Consider the following 14,358-nt stretch of genomic DNA (forward strand, 5'->3'; position numbering starts at 1 on the left):
ATCGTTAATTGCCGCGATTGTATACCTGAAATCAATAGTTTCCATCGATGACTGCGATTACTCTGGCACGATCCAGCTAACGGTAGTATGGCCGGTACCGGCCGGGACCAGCTTTTTGTGCAGCCACGGCAGGACGTTATTCATCTGCGCTTCGAGCTTCCAGGGCGGGTTAATCACAATCATGCCGGACGCGGTCATGCCGCGCTGATCGCTGTCCGGGCGAACGGCCAGCTCAATTTGCAGGATCTTACGGATGCCGGTCGCTTCCAGATCCTTGATCATGCGTTTGATCTGTGAACGCAGCACCACCGGATACCACAGCGCATAGGTGCCGGTGGCAAAGCGTTTGTAGCCCTCGTTGATACCCGCAACCACCGCCTGGTAGTCGCTTTTGATTTCGTATGGCGGGTCGATCAGCACCAGACCGCGACGGGAAACCGGCGGCAACTTCGCTTTCAGCTGCTGGTAGCCGTCCGATTTCTCCACGCGCGCGCGGCTGTCTTTCTGGAATTCAGAGCGCAGCAGCGGGTAGTCGCTTGGATGCAGTTCAGTCAGCTGAATGCTGTCCTGCTCGCGCAGCAGCTGGCGCGCGATAAGCGGCGAACCCGGGTAGTAGCGTAACTGGCCGCTGCGGTTAAAATGGTTGATCACGCCGATATAGGGTTCCAGCTCCGCCGGCAGGTCATCCTGCTGCCAGATGCGGGCGATGCCTTCGAGGTACTCTCCGGTGCGCTCGGCATGCTCGCCGCTCAGCTGATAGCGGCCCGCGCCGGCATGGGTGTCCAGATAGAGAAAAGGCTTATCTTTCTCTTTCAGCGCCTCGATGATCAGACTCTGTACGGTGTGTTTAAGAACGTCGGCGTGGTTGCCCGCGTGAAAGCTGTGGCGATAACTGAGCATGGGTAGATATGTTCCGATAATGTCGATTGAGCACAGTTTACAGCAGAACGGCACAGATTACCCGCAGGCCCGGCACGCACCGTCGCGGCGGCTGTTTTTCTGTCACCTCAGCCATTGAAATTCACTACACTTAACCCCATCCTGGAAACAATATGCTCGCGCAGGATGCGCGCTTCATTCACTCATTTAACAGGACAGTGCTTATGACCAATCCATTACTGACGCCTTTTTCGTTGCCACCGTTTTCCTCCATTTTGCCTGAACATGTTGTTCCCGCTGTCACCAAAGCACTGGACGATTGCCGTGCCGCCGTTGAGAGCGTGGTAGCGCATGGCGCCCCTTATACCTGGGAAAACCTGTGTCAGCCGCTGGCGGAAGTGGATGATGTGCTCGGCCGCATCTTTTCCCCGGTCAGCCACCTGAACTCGGTGAAAAACAGCCCGGAACTGCGTGAGGCCTACGAACAAACCCTGCCCCTGCTGTCGGAGTACAGCACCTGGGTCGGGCAGCACGAAGGGCTCTACAAAGCGTACCGCGACCTGCGCGAGGGCGATCACTATGCGACGCTGAATATCGCGCAGAAAAAGGCTGTCGATAACGCGCTGCGCGATTTTGAACTGTCGGGCATTGGTCTGGCAAAAGAGAAGCAGCAGCGCTACGGCGAAATCGCGACGCGCCTGTCTGAGCTGGGCAACCAGTACAGCAATAACGTGCTGGATGCCACCATGGGCTGGACGAAGCTGATTACCGACGAAGCGGAGCTGGCTGGCATGCCGGAAAGCGCCCTGGCGGCAGCAAAAGCGCAAGCCGAAGCGAAAGAGCAGGACGGTTATCTGTTGACGCTGGATATCCCGAGCTATCTGCCGGTAATGACCTACTGCGATAACCAGGCCCTGCGTGAAGAGATGTATCGCGCCTACAGCACCCGCGCGTCCGATCAAGGCCCGAACGCCGGGAAGTGGGATAACACCCCGGTGATGGCGGAAATTCTTGCCTTGCGTCACGAGCTGGCGCAGCTGCTGGGCTTTGACAGCTACGCAGATAAATCTCTTGCTACCAAAATGGCCGAAAACCCGCAGCAGGTACTCGATTTCTTAACCGATCTGGCCAAACGCGCTCGTCCTCAGGGCGAGAAAGAGCTGGCCCAGCTGCGCGCCTTTGCCAAAGCGGAATTCGGCGTCGATGAGCTGCAGCCGTGGGATATCGCGTATTACAGCGAGAAACAGAAGCAGCATCTCTACAGCATCAGCGATGAGCAGCTGCGTCCGTACTTCCCGGAAAACAAAGCCGTTAACGGCCTGTTCGAAGTGGTGAAACGCATTTACGGCATCACCGCCAAAGAGCGCAACGATGTGGAAGTGTGGCACGACGACGTGCGCTTCTTCGAACTGTACGACGACCAGAACGAACTGCGCGGCAGCTTCTATCTCGACCTCTACGCCCGCGAAAATAAACGCGGCGGCGCCTGGATGGATGACTGCGTAGGGCAGATGCGTAAAGCGGATGGCTCGCTGCAAAAGCCGGTTGCTTATCTGACCTGTAACTTCAACCGTCCGGTTAACGGCAAACCTGCGTTGTTCACCCATGACGAAGTGATCACTCTGTTCCACGAATTCGGCCACGGTCTGCACCACATGCTGACCCGCATTGAAGCGGCAGGCGTTGCCGGTATCAGCGGTGTACCGTGGGATGCCGTGGAGCTGCCGAGCCAGTTTATGGAAAACTGGTGCTGGGAGCCGGACGCGCTGGCGTTTATCTCCGGCCACTATGAGACCGGCGAGCCGCTGCCAAAAGCGCTGCTGGATAAGATGCTGGAAGCGAAAAACTACCAGGCGGCAATGTTTATCCTGCGCCAACTGGAGTTCGGTCTGTTCGATTTCCGTCTGCATGCGGAGTTCAGCCCGGAGCAGGGGGCGAAGGTCCTCGAAACCCTGGCGGAGATCAAAAAGCAGGTTGCCCTTATTCCAGGCCCGGCCTGGGGACGCTTCCCGCACGCGTTCAGCCATATCTTTGCGGGCGGCTATGCGGCGGGCTACTACAGCTACCTGTGGGCAGACGTGCTGGCGGCAGACGCCTACTCCCGCTTCGAGGAAGAGGGGATTTTCAACCGCGAAACCGGTCAGTCATTCCTGGATAACATCCTGACCCGCGGCGGTTCTGAAGAGCCAATGGAGTTGTTCAAACGCTTCCGTGGCCGCGAACCGCAGCTGGATGCGATGCTGGAGCATTACGGGATCAAGGGTTAGTTGATTCGTGAAAATCTGCTTAGTAGATGAAACAGGCGCCGGAGACGGCGCCTTATCTGTTCTTGCCGCCCGCTGGGGGCTGGAGCACGATGAAGAAAACCTGATGGCGCTAGTGATGACCCCGGACCATCTGGAGCTGCGCAAGCGCGACGAGCCCAAACTCGGCGGCATTTTCGTCGATTTTGTTGGTGGGGCGATGGCGCACCGGCGCAAGTTTGGCGGCGGACGCGGCGAAGCGGTGGCCAAAGCGGTCGGGATTAAGGGCAGCTACCTGCCGGACGTGGTGGATGCCACGGCGGGACTCGGGCGCGACGCTTTTGTGCTGGCCTCGGTAGGCTGTCGTGTGCGGATGCTGGAGCGCAATCCGGTGGTGGCCGCGCTGCTGGATGACGGCCTGACCCGTGGCTATGCCGATCCGGAAATCGGCGGCTGGTTGCAGGAGAGGTTACAGCTGATCCACGCCTCAAGCCTGACGGCGCTGACCGATATCACCCCACGCCCGCAGGTGGTCTATCTCGACCCGATGTTCCCGCATAAGCAGAAAAGCGCGCTGGTGAAGAAAGAGATGCGGGTGTTTCAGTCGCTGGTGGGGCCGGATCTCGATGCGGATGGCCTGCTGGCGCCTGCGCGTCTGCTGGCTACGAAGCGCGTGGTGGTGAAGCGCCCGGATTACGCGCCGCCACTGGCGGAGGTTGCGACGACCAATGCGGTGGTGACCAAAGGGCACCGGTTTGATATCTATTCCGGTACCCCGGAATAAAAAAAGCCGGGTGGCGGCTTCGCCTTACCCGGCCTACATTCAGGCAATCCCGCCTTACTCGTCGTCTTCGTCGCGCAGCGGCACAATCAGCATATCAACGTGTACGGTGTTAATCAGCTGACGGGCGGATGACATCAGCTTGCTCCAGAAGTCCTGATGATGGCCGCAGACCACCAGATCCATATCGTATTTCTTAATCGCATCGACCAGCACCTGGCCCAGGTCGCCGCTGCCGCTCAGGGTTTCGGTGATCGGATAGCCCGCATTGGTGGAAAGCTCGGTCAGTGCATGGTGGGTCTCTTCGGAGATACGCTTCTGCATATCCCCCAGATTCACATCGATCAGGCCGGTATAGAGATCGGAGTAGTTTACGTCCACATGAATTAAGGAAACTTTCGCATTGTACGGACGCGCCATGGATACCGCTTTATCAACCAGCACTTTGCTCTCCGGGGAGAGGTCAACAGCGATCAGAATATGTTTATAAGCCATAGTGTTACTCCTTCCTTAAGTTATCGATGACCAATGCGTGTAGCAGTCGTCTACCTGCTTTCATTACGGCCCAGTTAAACAAAATTTTCAAGCATTGGTGTTGATAACGATTAACCTTGTGGCAAAAAAATTAACGGATCTCCTACACTATTGAATAAGCCGTTCGGATAATAAAATGTGAAGCCGATCGGCTTTTGAGTCTCTCTATCACTGAACCGTCTGTCAGGGCATTGGGGTGCGGTAGTCCCGAAGCGTTGCTTCGAGGGCGGACGCCGGGGAGGAAGTATGATTAGCACCGTCGCATTGTTTTGGGCGTTATGTGTGGTTTGCATTGTAAATATGGCGCGTTATTTCTCATCCTTGCGCGCGCTATTAGTGGTACTTCGTGGCTGCGATCCGTTGCTTTATCAATATGTGGACGGCGGGGGATTCTTTACCTCGCACGGGCAGCCCAGCAAACAGATGCGCCTGGTGTGGTATATCTACGCCCAGCGTTATCGCGATCATCATGATGATGAGTTTATCCGTCGCTGTGAGCGCCTGCGTCGTCAGTTCATCCTGACCAGCGCACTGTGCGGCCTGGTGGTGGTGAGCATGATTGCTCTCCTCATCTGGCATTGAGCGCAGAGGAAGGCGGGTCAAACCTCGCCTTCCTTTTGTCACTTATCGGGTAAAACCGTAAACCGAAGGTTTGAGATATCTTTCTGCACTGAGAATATTTTCCCACTGTAGGAGATGTTCACTTCGCCGTTACTCCCTATGCTGGCATCAGTGATTGTGCCTGTTCCCTCAAGTACCGGAACGCGCATGGCAAGCTTTCGAATAATGTCCCTCTTTTCCCCGCGTATCTCTTTTGACAGATAGTAACGGTAGATTATGGGTACCGTTGCACCACCCTTATCGTTAACCGTCATATAGAGCCAGACGCTGTCAGATAATTTATAAATCCTTTGCAGTTCATCACCCTTTCGCGGATCGGGCTGGTGGTTTAGCCACATGAACCCTAAGACCAGAATTAGTAGCGCAAGCGTGACAAACCGGTGGGTCCATTTAATAGCCGTTTTGAATGGCATATTCTATTCCTTCTCTGATATTGCGCTGGTCTGTCGGATCATCTCCGTAAGGGGGCTTTTCATACCATTTTCCCCATTCAGCTTTCGATGTACCCGCACGCCCCTGAGCCCATCCCGCGCCCATCAGGAGGATATTTGCAGGAATACCTGCAGCCGTACCGGCAGCCCCGAAATTGAAATTACCAAATGCTGCGTAGTACGGATCGAATTTTTTGTAGTCCCATGGCCCACCATTTCTGACCTTTTGATAAAACCAATAATAGGTAGAAGGCGTTGCCATATTGCGCGACATGCCATGTCGACGCGCTTCGCGCATATTGTTAACGATGACGATTGAGCCGGGCCCAGGGGTAGGTACAGAAGCCATACATTCTCCATTGCATGATAATTAATTGCACCCGGCATGATAATGATTTCCCTGTCAACGGAGTGAACAAAAAATGTTCAGATTTTCCTTATATTAACAATGGAATAAGCTTAAATCGCACCCATAAAAAAAGCGGGCCAGTTACCTGACCCGCTCTTCGCGTAACCTGCCTGCGATTACAGGAATTGCAGGGAGATCCAGTACAGACAGCCGGACAGCAGAATCGATGCCGGCAGGGTAAATACCCAGGCCATCAGAATGCTGGTCACGGTTTTGCGTTGCAGACCGCCGCCATCAACCAGCATGGTACCCGCCACGGACGAAGAGAGAACGTGGGTAGTGGATACCGGCATACCGGTGTAGCTGGCCAGACCGATAGAGACTGCCGCCGTCATCTGAGCGGACATCCCCTGGGCATAGGTCATGCCTTTCTTACCGATCTTCTCGCCGATGGTTGTCGCCACGCGACGCCAGCCGATCATCGTACCGAGACCCAGCGCCAGCGCGACCGCCATGATGATCCAGATCGGTGCGTACTCGATGGTGTTCAGCATGTCGACTTTCAGCTTCTTCAGCAGACGTTTGTCGTCGGCAGAGACTTCAGGCAGCTTAGAAACTTTGTCGGTGACGTCGGAGATGCACAGCATGATGCGGCGCATCTGGCCACGCTGCTCTACGGAGAGCTTGTCGTAGCTTTCAACGTCCGTCAGCATGCCTTTTGCGCGCTCCAGGGCGCTGATCGCATTAGCCGGATGGCAATGGAACTCCGCCGGTTGGGTCGCGCCCGCTTCCGGAGAAGGGATCAGCTGGTCAACGCCGGTCGCTTTCTTCAGCAGGTCAGGACGCTGCTGGAAATAGGTCTCGACGTTGTTGATGGCGTCACGGGTACGGGTAATTTCGTAACCGGACGCATTCATATTCACCACGAAGCCCGCCGGGGCCACGCCGATCAGCACCAGCATCACCAGACCAATGCCTTTCTGACCATCGTTAGCGCCGTGCGAGAAAGCCACGCCGATAGCAGAGATGATCAGGGCGATACGCGTCCAGAATGGCGGCTTCTTCTTACCGTCTTTCTTTTCACGCTCGGCCGGCGTCAGGTGGATACGGGCACGTTTTTTCGTACCGCTCCAGTAACGACGCAGCAGGAAGATCAAGCCACCCGCCACAACCAGACCGACAATCGGGGAGATAATCAGTGAACCGAAAATACCCAGAACTTTAGGGATGTTCAGGGCGTCCACCACAGACGTACCGGTCATCAGCGCATTGGTTAAACCAATACCGATGATAGCGCCGATCAGCGTGTGGGAACTGGATGCTGGCAGGCCGAAATACCAGGTACCGAGGTTCCAGATAATTGCAGCAAACAGCAGGGAGAAGACCATGGCGAGACCATGACCAGAGCTGACATTCAACAGCAGATCCGTTGGCAGCATATGCACAATGGCGTAGGCTACGCTCAGACCTCCAAGAAGAACGCCAAAGAAGTTAAACACTGCAGCCATCACCACCGCAACTTGCGATCGTAATGCCCGGGTGTAGATAACCGTTGCCACTGCGTTTGCAGTATCGTGGAAGCCGTTAATCGCTTCGTAGAACAATACAAAGGCCAGAGCAAGCAAAAGTAAAAGCCCGGTATGGAAATCCAGGCCAGCAAACAAATGTAGCATAGGACGTTACGCCATTTTGAGGACATGAACGCGGCGCATTATCCAGGACAAATGCGCAACGGGCAAAGTGAAATATAGCCTTTTTTTGATTTGCTTACTGACATAAGCGTAGCAGCAAAAGAATTACTTTTTAAATTTCAAAGAAATGCATGAAATTACAGATTTTTACGCTGGTGCGTTTCTTGAGGAAACTTTACAATTCGCGCCCTGAAAACCGGGAGGATCGAGACGTGGAAAAGTACGATGCCATCATTATTGGCGCAGGTGCGGCGGGTTTATTCTGTGCGGCGATGGCCGGACAGGCAGGACGCCGGGTTCTGCTGCTCGATAACGGCAAAAAGCCAGGTCGTAAAATCCTGATGTCTGGTGGGGGCCGCTGCAACTTTACTAATCTTTATATCGAACCTACGGCCTATCTGAGCCAGAACCGTCATTTTTGCAAATCTGCGTTAGCGCGCTACACCCAGTGGGACTTCATCGACCTCGTCGGTAAACATGGTATCGCCTGGCATGAGAAAACGCTGGGGCAATTATTTTGCGACGATTCCGCGCAACAAATCGTCGATATGCTGGTGGCGGAGTGTGAAAAAGGTCAGGTTACCCTGCGACTTCGCAGCGAAGTGCTGGATGTGGCGCGTGATGAGGCAGGTTACACGCTGCAGCTTAATGGCGAAACCGTGTGCGCAGATAAGCTGGTGATCGCCAGCGGCGGGCTCTCCATGCCGGGGCTGGGTGCCACGCCGTTTGGCTATAAAATTGCCGAGCAGTTTGGGCTGAAGGTACTCCCGACCCGTGCCGGACTGGTGCCATTCACCCTGCATAAGCCGCTGCTGGAACAGCTGCAGACCCTCTCCGGCGTGTCGGTGCCGTCGGTGATTACCGCCGAAGACGGTACGGTGTTTCGGGAGAATCTGCTGTTCACCCATCGTGGCCTCTCCGGCCCGGCGGTGCTGCAAATCTCCAGCTACTGGCAGCCGGGTGAGTTCGTCACCATCAATTTAGTGCCGGATTGCGATCTGGAGAGCTTCCTCAATGAGCAGCGTGCGGCGCACCCTAACCAGAGCCTGAAAAACACCCTGGCGATACAGCTGCCGAAACGGCTGGTGGAGTGCCTGCAGCAGCTGGGGCAAATTCCTGATGTGTCACTCAAGCAGCTCAACAGCCGCGATCAGCAGGCGCTGGTCGAAACCTTAAGCGCCTGGCGCGTACAACCCAACGGCACCGAAGGTTATCGCACCGCGGAAGTGACGCTGGGGGGTGTGGACACTAACGAACTCTCTTCGCGCACCATGGAGGTCCGCAACGTGCCTGGACTCTATTTTATCGGCGAAGTCATGGACGTTACCGGCTGGCTGGGTGGCTATAACTTCCAGTGGGCGTGGGCCAGCGCCTGGGCCTGTGCAGAGGCGCTGGCCGAAAGGTAGTATTCCGGCGCAACTATTGCACCCTGTTCTTCGCCCCCATCCGCTACACTGCATCTCAAACGTTCCGCTATTTTACGCCCTGTTCAGCTGAGCAGGGCGTATTGCGTTACCTTTCAGAGAGTGTGATATGCAGCTTGTGAGCATTATTATTTTGATCAACCTGACGGTGATCATTCATTCCACATGGATGTTTTTTATCCTGAAATTCATCAACCTGAATGTGGAATCGGTGATGCGCGTGGTGTTCCGCAATATCGTTATCATCATGACTGCCCTGTTTGCCCATCTGCTTGAAGCCAGCCTGTTTGCCGTTTTTTATCGCTATGTCGGCGCGTTTAATGACTGGAACACCAGCTTCTATTTCTCGCTGGTCAGCTACGCTACAGTGGGATATGGCGACGTCACGTTGCCGGAACACTGGCGACTGACTGGCGGAGTGGAAGGGCTGGTTGGCGCGCTGATGGTTGGCTGGTCGGTGGCGGTGCTGGTGGCCGTCCTGCAGCGGCTGCGCGGCATGAGCCAGTAAAGCGCCGATGGCAGAACCTCCGCAATGTGAGGTAAAGTACACTCCCTCACGCAGGGTTATGCGTTTTAAGGGGAGAAGCCGGTAAACGGTCCCTTTTTTTTCTTTACTGGCCTCGCCAGTCTGCATGGTGTGTATTTTGTCTTCAAAAAGGGTTGTCTATGTCCTCTGCTCATCTCGGTTTCCCGACGGAAACCGTTGTTGTTTTTGTGGTTATGGCTGTCGGGGCGATGTTTATCGACCTCTTCATGCATCGCCATGACAAACCGATCTCACTAAAAAGCGCCTCACTCTGGTCTCTCTTCTGGGTGATGATGGCGATGGCGTTCGCCGGGTTCCTTTACGTGCATCACGGCGCCGAAGTGGCGAGCCTGTTCCTCACCGGTTACGCCCTGGAAGAGGTGCTCTCCGTTGATAACCTCTTCGTGATGATGGCGATCTTCGCCTGGTTTGGCGTGCCGGATCAGTATCGTCACCGGGTGCTCTACTGGGGGGTGATTGGCGCGATTGTCTTCCGCGGGATCTTCGTCGCCATCGGCACCAGCCTGCTGAGCCTGGGGCCATACGTTGAAGTGGTCTTTGCCCTGATTGTGGCCTGGACGGCGGTGATGATGCTTAAACGCGGCGAAGAGCAGGACGAGATTGAGGATTACTCCCAGCATCTGGCCTACCGCGCGGTAAAACGCTTCTATCCGATCTGGCCAAAAATCACCGGTAACGCGTTTCTTCTCAGCCAGAAAGAGGTGGATGCCGAGCTGGCCAAGCCTGAAAACCAGGATGTGATGGTGGGACGGGTGAAGAAGGCGAAGCGCTATGCCACGCCGCTGCTGCTCTGTGTGGCGGTGGTGGAGCTGTCAGACGTGATGTTCGCCTTTGACTCGGTGCCGGCGATCATCGCCGTCAGCCGCGAGCCGCTGATTATCTACAGCGCCATGATGTTCGCCATCCTCGGCCTGCGTACCCTCTACTTCGTGCTGGAGGCGCTGAAGCAGTATCTGGTGCATCTGGAGAAAGCGGTGATCGCGCTGCTCTTCTTCGTCGCCTTTAAGCTCGGTCTGAACGCGACGGATCACTTCTGGCACCACGGCTACGGTATCGGCGCTACGGCGAGTCTGTTGGTGGTGTTGGGCGTACTGGCAGCGGGGATTCTGGCGAGCCTGCTCTTCCCGGGGAAACGGGAAGCCTGACGGATTTTGCCCGGCGGCGCTACGCTTGCCGGGCCTACAACACCCGGCATCTTTTACGGCTTGATCGGTGAATTGCGGCGCGCGCGCGGCGGATGGAAATGGCGCCAGTGCGGATCCTGCGCCGCCGCCAGCAGCTCGTGGTCGCCCCGGGTGTCGCCCCAGGCGCGCACGTGGTAATTGGTCAGGCTGCCGTACACGCTCTCCAGCCGGGCCACCTTCTGCGCACAGCGGCAGTTATGGCCGGTGATCCGCCCGGTCAGCTTGCCCTCTTTCACCTCCAGTTGGGTACCGATAAGCTTAATGCCGAGCTTGTCGGCCCATGGCTGCAACACCAGCGCCGGCGAGGCAGAGCAGATGGTCACTTCCGCGCCGGAGTTGACTTCCGCCGCCACCGCCAGCACCCCCTGGGGGCGCATCAGTTTATCCCAGTACTTTTCGCAGAACCGCTCTGCCTGCTCACGCAGCCAGTGCTCATCCACGCCGGTCAGGAAGGTTTTGATCAGCACCTCTTTCAGTTCATCACGGGTCAGCTTGCGGCGTACGCAGTGAATGGTGGGCAAGGCCATCCGCACCAGGCGACCGGCAAAGTAGCGCTTACCGAACGCAAAGCGTAAGAAGGGGATAAAGCTGTCGTGATGGGTCAGCGTGCCATCAAAGTCGAACACGGAGAGGACGCTGGATTTTGCCATCGCCTCATCGGCAATCATATTGGTCATAACAGAGTCTTAGCGTAAATTCACATTCTGTCCTCAGTTTACCTGCTTTAGCGTCAGATGCCACCCGCCAGCGGACGGGTAGCCATCGGCAGCGCTAGATAATATCGTCCACCACGCCGCCATCCACGCGCAGCGCCGCGCCGGAGGTGGCGGATGCCTGCTGGGAACAGACGTAAACCACCATGTTCGCCACTTCGTCTACCGTGGCGGCTCGCTGGATCACCGAGCTTGGGCGATTGGCCATCACGAACTCTTTTGCCAGCGTCTCCAGGGACTTGCCGGTTTTCTCTATTTCGTCTTTCATCATCTCAGCAAAGCCGTCCGACATCGTCGGGCCAGGCAGGACGCTGTTCACGGTGACGCCACTCCCGGCGACAAACTTTGCCAGACCGCGCGCCAGAGAGAGCTGGGCGGTTTTGGTGACCCCATAGTGGATCATGTCCGCCGGAATATTGCAGGCCGACTCGGAGGAGATAAAGACCACCCGGCCCCAGCCTTTTTGCACCATGCCGGGCAGCAGGGCGCGCGATAGCCGTACACCGGACATCACGTTGGTTTGCCAGTAGTGATTCCAGGTCTCGTCGTCGGTAGCGTAAAAATCCTGAGGGCCGTAGATCCCGGCATTGTTGACGAGGATATCGACGCCCGAAGCGACCCGGAGCAGAGCATCCACCCCTTCCTGCGAACTGAGGTCGGCAATGGCAGCCCGCACCTGAACGCCCGGTATCTGCTGCTGCAGCTGCTGGATGCCCCGGTTGACCGAGTCGACGCTGCGTCCGTTAACAATCACCTCTGCACCGCTCTCCGCCAGCCCTCTGGCAATGGCGAAGCCAATGCCGCCTGTGGAGGCGGTCACTAACGCCACTTTTCCCGTAAGATCGATTTTCACGGTCTGCTCCTTGTCATATTTGAAGTTCAGACCATTAAGCGTAGCAGTTCACCTTTGCGACGGCTGGCTGAAGAGGTGCAGTAAGGTTTCCACCTGTTCGTCGAGCGGGGCGAGCGTGCGTTTTACAATCAGATGCAGCGGTGTAGCACGGCGCGTGCCGTGGCTCAGGGGCACCGTTTTTAGCACACCGGTTTCCAGCTGTTGCTGAATTCGCTCTTCCGGCAGCCAGCCATACCCCACCTGATACATCACCGCATCGATAGCGGCGTCGATGGTGGAGAAGGTCCAGGCTTCGCCGCCGGGAGGCGCGGCGTAGTTCTGCCCGGCGATCTGGATGAGTGGCCAGGAGCGTAGCATTTCATCAGTGAGCGGCGTGTCGTGTTCAAACAGCGGATGTTCCCGATGCGCCACGGCGACAAAGTCGATATTCATCAACCACTCGCCGCGCCCGGTCACATCCTGGCGGCGGGTTAGCACCATCACGTCGGCTTCGCTCTGGGCCAGCGCCTCGCCGGTGTTCTCAAGTATTTCGGTCAGATGCACCTCGGTTTGCGGATAGCGCTGTTGAAACTGGCGCAGAATGGCAAACAGATGACGGCGAGGGAAAATGCTGTCCACCACCACATCCAGTCGGGTACGCATCCCGTTGCGTAGCGTCGTGGCGCGCGTCTCCAGCAGGGTAAAGGCGTTTAGCAGCGGTTTGACCTGATTTAACAGCAGCTCTCCTTCCGGGGTCAGCACCGCCTTACGCCCCACCTGGACCAGAAGCGCCACGCCCAGCCGCTCCTGCAACAATGCCAGGTTATAACTGACGGAAGATTGGCTGCGATGCGTCTCCTCTGCGGCGCGGGCAAAGCTGCCCAACTCAACGACGCGTTCCAGCAGCGACCACTGCTCAAGGGTAGTTTTGTGCATAAATAATCTAATTTTTGGATGAATTTGATTAAATCATAGCGTTATTCATCCAATTTTTGCAGGCGTAAGATGGGTTCATTAAAACAGAGGAGAAAGATTATGAGCCAGTTTGATAAACATGATTTGAGCGGTTTCGTCGGCAAACATTTGGTATATACCTACGATAACGGCTGGAACTACGAAATTTATGTCAAAAACGAGCAGACGCTCGACTACCGTATTCATAGCGGGATCGTGGCAAACCGTTGGGTAAAAGATCAGCAGGCTTATATCGTTCGTGTGGGCGAGAGTATTTATAAAATTTCGTGGACTGAACCGACCGGTACCGATGTGAGCCTGATTGTGAACCTCGGCGACAAGCTGTTCCACGGCACGATCTTCTTCCCGCGTTGGGTGATGAATAACCCGGAAAAAACCGTCTGCTTCCAGAACGATCATATTCCGCTGATGGTCTCTTATCGCGAGGCGGGCCCGGCCTACCCAACCGAGGTCATTGATGAGTTCGCCACCATTACCTTTGTGCGCGACTGCGGTGCCAATAACGATGCTGTCATTGACTGTGCTGCCAGCGAGCTGCCGGCAGACTTTCCGAATAATTTGAAATAAGCGGGTTACAGAAGCTGAAGTGCGCCGTTATGGAGGGTGAAGGGCGTTGGCGTACAGACCGCAAGGCTGAGTTCGCCGCGCTGAAAGTGGCTGACGCAGAGCGCCGATCTTAAGGTGCTGTCGATACTGACAATCTGCCAGGCGCTGCCGCCGCGCTGTTTGACGATCGCCTCTTTACGCGTCCAGATGCGCCAGAAGGCCGACAGTTTTGCCTCAGGTGCCTCCCGCTCCAGCTCATCATGTTCGGCGAGGCTAAAGACGGCGTTAGCCAGCGCCTGCCAGTTATCCCGCGGACGGATCACTTCGATATCGCAGCCCACTTCGCCTTCGTCGCTTAACAGCAGGGCGATATCGTCCCCGCTGTGGCTCAGGTTAAACCAATAGGGTCTGGCATCGACGAAGGCCGGTTTGCCCTGTTCACCGAAGACAATTTCCGGTACCGGGGCGGGCGATAAGGCCCGGGCGAGCAGCGCCCGGCCAGCCAGCCAGGGGAGTCGGCGCGCGCCCTGCGGCGCCTGCTCAGAAAGCGCTGACGCCAGAGAGTCAGCGCTGAGGGTAGAAATCTTTCCCAGAAGAAACTGGTACAT

Annotated in this window: 16 protein-coding genes; 7 read left to right on the forward strand and 9 right to left on the reverse strand. The window is 56.3% G+C overall.

Annotation, left to right across the window (positions count from 1 at the left end):
* Positions 1 to 57: 57 nt before the first annotated feature.
* Positions 58 to 900 (reverse strand): 23S rRNA (adenine(2030)-N(6))-methyltransferase RlmJ, encoded by an 843-nt coding sequence (locus tag B3X29_RS15910; protein WP_103177388.1) that lies wholly within the window; start codon positions 898 to 900, stop codon positions 58 to 60.
* A 203-nt stretch (positions 901 to 1,103) separates the two neighbouring features.
* Here B3X29_RS15910 and prlC point away from each other — a divergent pair, with 203 nt between their 5' ends.
* Both prlC and rsmJ read left to right on the forward strand, forming a co-directional pair.
* Positions 1,104 to 3,146, forward strand: a complete 2,043-nt coding sequence (gene prlC / locus B3X29_RS15915) for an oligopeptidase A (protein WP_103181001.1) — start codon at positions 1,104 to 1,106, stop codon at positions 3,144 to 3,146.
* A 7-nt stretch (positions 3,147 to 3,153) separates the two neighbouring features.
* On the forward strand, positions 3,154 to 3,906 hold the full coding sequence (gene rsmJ, locus B3X29_RS15920) for a 16S rRNA (guanine(1516)-N(2))-methyltransferase RsmJ (RefSeq protein ID WP_159340194.1): 753 nt from the start codon (positions 3,154 to 3,156) through the stop codon (positions 3,904 to 3,906).
* Positions 3,907 to 3,960: 54 nt separating this feature from the next.
* Here the strand turns inward: rsmJ and uspA are convergent, their stop codons facing one another.
* The gene (gene uspA / locus B3X29_RS15925; protein WP_103177386.1) at positions 3,961 to 4,398 is read right to left on the reverse strand and encodes a universal stress protein UspA; all 438 of its coding nucleotides are present in this window, start codon (positions 4,396 to 4,398) and stop codon (positions 3,961 to 3,963) included.
* Positions 4,399 to 4,683: 285 nt separating this feature from the next.
* On the opposite strand from uspA, the gene uspB reads away from it, so the two are divergent.
* A complete protein-coding gene (gene uspB, locus B3X29_RS15930) occupies positions 4,684 to 5,019 on the forward strand; it encodes a universal stress protein UspB (RefSeq protein WP_032615027.1) in 336 nt (111 codons plus the stop codon).
* Between the two features lie 38 nt (positions 5,020 to 5,057).
* Here the strand turns inward: uspB and B3X29_RS15935 are convergent, their stop codons facing one another.
* The 3 genes from B3X29_RS15935 to pitA all read right to left on the reverse strand — a co-directional run bounded on the left by B3X29_RS15935 (position 5,058) and on the right by pitA (position 7,511).
* Complete coding sequence (locus tag B3X29_RS15935) at positions 5,058 to 5,471, reverse strand: hypothetical protein (protein WP_159340195.1); 414 nt, start codon at positions 5,469 to 5,471, stop codon at positions 5,058 to 5,060.
* Complete coding sequence (locus B3X29_RS15940; protein WP_201304749.1) at positions 5,449 to 5,838, reverse strand: polymorphic toxin type 44 domain-containing protein; 390 nt, start codon at positions 5,836 to 5,838, stop codon at positions 5,449 to 5,451. Before B3X29_RS15940 ends, B3X29_RS15935 begins: the two co-directional genes overlap by 23 nt.
* A 176-nt stretch (positions 5,839 to 6,014) precedes the next feature.
* Complete coding sequence (gene pitA, locus B3X29_RS15945) at positions 6,015 to 7,511, reverse strand: inorganic phosphate transporter PitA (protein ID WP_103177385.1); 1,497 nt, start codon at positions 7,509 to 7,511, stop codon at positions 6,015 to 6,017.
* Between the two features lie 230 nt (positions 7,512 to 7,741).
* Between pitA and B3X29_RS15950 the strand changes: the two genes are divergently transcribed.
* From B3X29_RS15950 to B3X29_RS15960, 3 genes are all read left to right on the forward strand, one after another.
* The gene (locus B3X29_RS15950; RefSeq protein WP_159340196.1) at positions 7,742 to 8,935 is read left to right on the forward strand and encodes an NAD(P)/FAD-dependent oxidoreductase; all 1,194 of its coding nucleotides are present in this window, start codon (positions 7,742 to 7,744) and stop codon (positions 8,933 to 8,935) included.
* A 127-nt stretch (positions 8,936 to 9,062) separates the two neighbouring features.
* Complete coding sequence (locus B3X29_RS15955; RefSeq protein WP_103177384.1) at positions 9,063 to 9,461, forward strand: ion channel; 399 nt, start codon at positions 9,063 to 9,065, stop codon at positions 9,459 to 9,461.
* A gap of 158 nt (positions 9,462 to 9,619) precedes the next feature.
* Positions 9,620 to 10,645, forward strand: a complete 1,026-nt coding sequence (locus B3X29_RS15960; protein ID WP_103177383.1) for a TerC/Alx family metal homeostasis membrane protein — start codon at positions 9,620 to 9,622, stop codon at positions 10,643 to 10,645.
* A gap of 53 nt (positions 10,646 to 10,698) precedes the next feature.
* On the opposite strand, the gene B3X29_RS15965 is transcribed toward B3X29_RS15960, so the two are convergent.
* From B3X29_RS15965 to B3X29_RS15975, 3 genes are all read right to left on the reverse strand, one after another.
* A complete protein-coding gene (locus tag B3X29_RS15965; RefSeq protein WP_103177382.1) occupies positions 10,699 to 11,361 on the reverse strand; it encodes an HAD family hydrolase in 663 nt (220 codons plus the stop codon).
* A gap of 94 nt (positions 11,362 to 11,455) precedes the next feature.
* Positions 11,456 to 12,250, reverse strand: a complete 795-nt coding sequence (locus B3X29_RS15970) for an SDR family NAD(P)-dependent oxidoreductase (RefSeq protein ID WP_103177381.1) — start codon at positions 12,248 to 12,250, stop codon at positions 11,456 to 11,458.
* 48 nt (positions 12,251 to 12,298) lie between these two features.
* On the reverse strand, positions 12,299 to 13,165 hold the full coding sequence (locus B3X29_RS15975) for a LysR family transcriptional regulator (protein ID WP_103177380.1): 867 nt from the start codon (positions 13,163 to 13,165) through the stop codon (positions 12,299 to 12,301).
* A gap of 99 nt (positions 13,166 to 13,264) precedes the next feature.
* Here B3X29_RS15975 and B3X29_RS15980 point away from each other — a divergent pair, with 99 nt between their 5' ends.
* The gene (locus B3X29_RS15980) at positions 13,265 to 13,771 is read left to right on the forward strand and encodes a phenolic acid decarboxylase (RefSeq protein ID WP_103177379.1); all 507 of its coding nucleotides are present in this window, start codon (positions 13,265 to 13,267) and stop codon (positions 13,769 to 13,771) included.
* Positions 13,772 to 13,776: 5 nt separating this feature from the next.
* On the opposite strand, the gene acpT is transcribed toward B3X29_RS15980, so the two are convergent.
* Positions 13,777 to 14,358, reverse strand: a complete 582-nt coding sequence (acpT, locus tag B3X29_RS15985) for a 4'-phosphopantetheinyl transferase AcpT (RefSeq protein ID WP_103177378.1) — start codon at positions 14,356 to 14,358, stop codon at positions 13,777 to 13,779.

This window comes from Leclercia sp. UBA5076 (assembly GCF_002416465.1).
Taxonomy (GTDB): Bacteria; Pseudomonadota; Gammaproteobacteria; order Enterobacterales; family Enterobacteriaceae; genus Enterobacter.

Coding starts and splice junctions, on each gene's coding strand:
- pitA (WP_103177385.1), bottom strand. CDS start 7,511: ATGCTACATTTGTTTGCTGGCCTGGATTTCCATACCGGGCTTTTACTT.
- B3X29_RS15935 (WP_159340195.1), bottom strand. CDS start 5,471: ATGCCATTCAAAACGGCTATTAAATGGACCCACCGGTTTGTCACGCTT.
- B3X29_RS15955 (WP_103177384.1), top strand. CDS start 9,063: ATGCAGCTTGTGAGCATTATTATTTTGATCAACCTGACGGTGATCATT.
- B3X29_RS15940 (WP_201304749.1), bottom strand. CDS start 5,838: ATGGCTTCTGTACCTACCCCTGGGCCCGGCTCAATCGTCATCGTTAAC.
- B3X29_RS15965 (WP_103177382.1), bottom strand. CDS start 11,361: ATGACCAATATGATTGCCGATGAGGCGATGGCAAAATCCAGCGTCCTC.
- prlC (WP_103181001.1), top strand. CDS start 1,104: ATGACCAATCCATTACTGACGCCTTTTTCGTTGCCACCGTTTTCCTCC.
- B3X29_RS15910 (WP_103177388.1), bottom strand. CDS start 900: ATGCTCAGTTATCGCCACAGCTTTCACGCGGGCAACCACGCCGACGTT.
- B3X29_RS15980 (WP_103177379.1), top strand. CDS start 13,265: ATGAGCCAGTTTGATAAACATGATTTGAGCGGTTTCGTCGGCAAACAT.
- acpT (WP_103177378.1), bottom strand. CDS start 14,358: ATGTACCAGTTTCTTCTGGGAAAGATTTCTACCCTCAGCGCTGACTCT.
- uspB (WP_032615027.1), top strand. CDS start 4,684: ATGATTAGCACCGTCGCATTGTTTTGGGCGTTATGTGTGGTTTGCATT.
- B3X29_RS15975 (WP_103177380.1), bottom strand. CDS start 13,165: ATGCACAAAACTACCCTTGAGCAGTGGTCGCTGCTGGAACGCGTCGTT.
- uspA (WP_103177386.1), bottom strand. CDS start 4,398: ATGGCTTATAAACATATTCTGATCGCTGTTGACCTCTCCCCGGAGAGC.
- B3X29_RS15960 (WP_103177383.1), top strand. CDS start 9,620: ATGTCCTCTGCTCATCTCGGTTTCCCGACGGAAACCGTTGTTGTTTTT.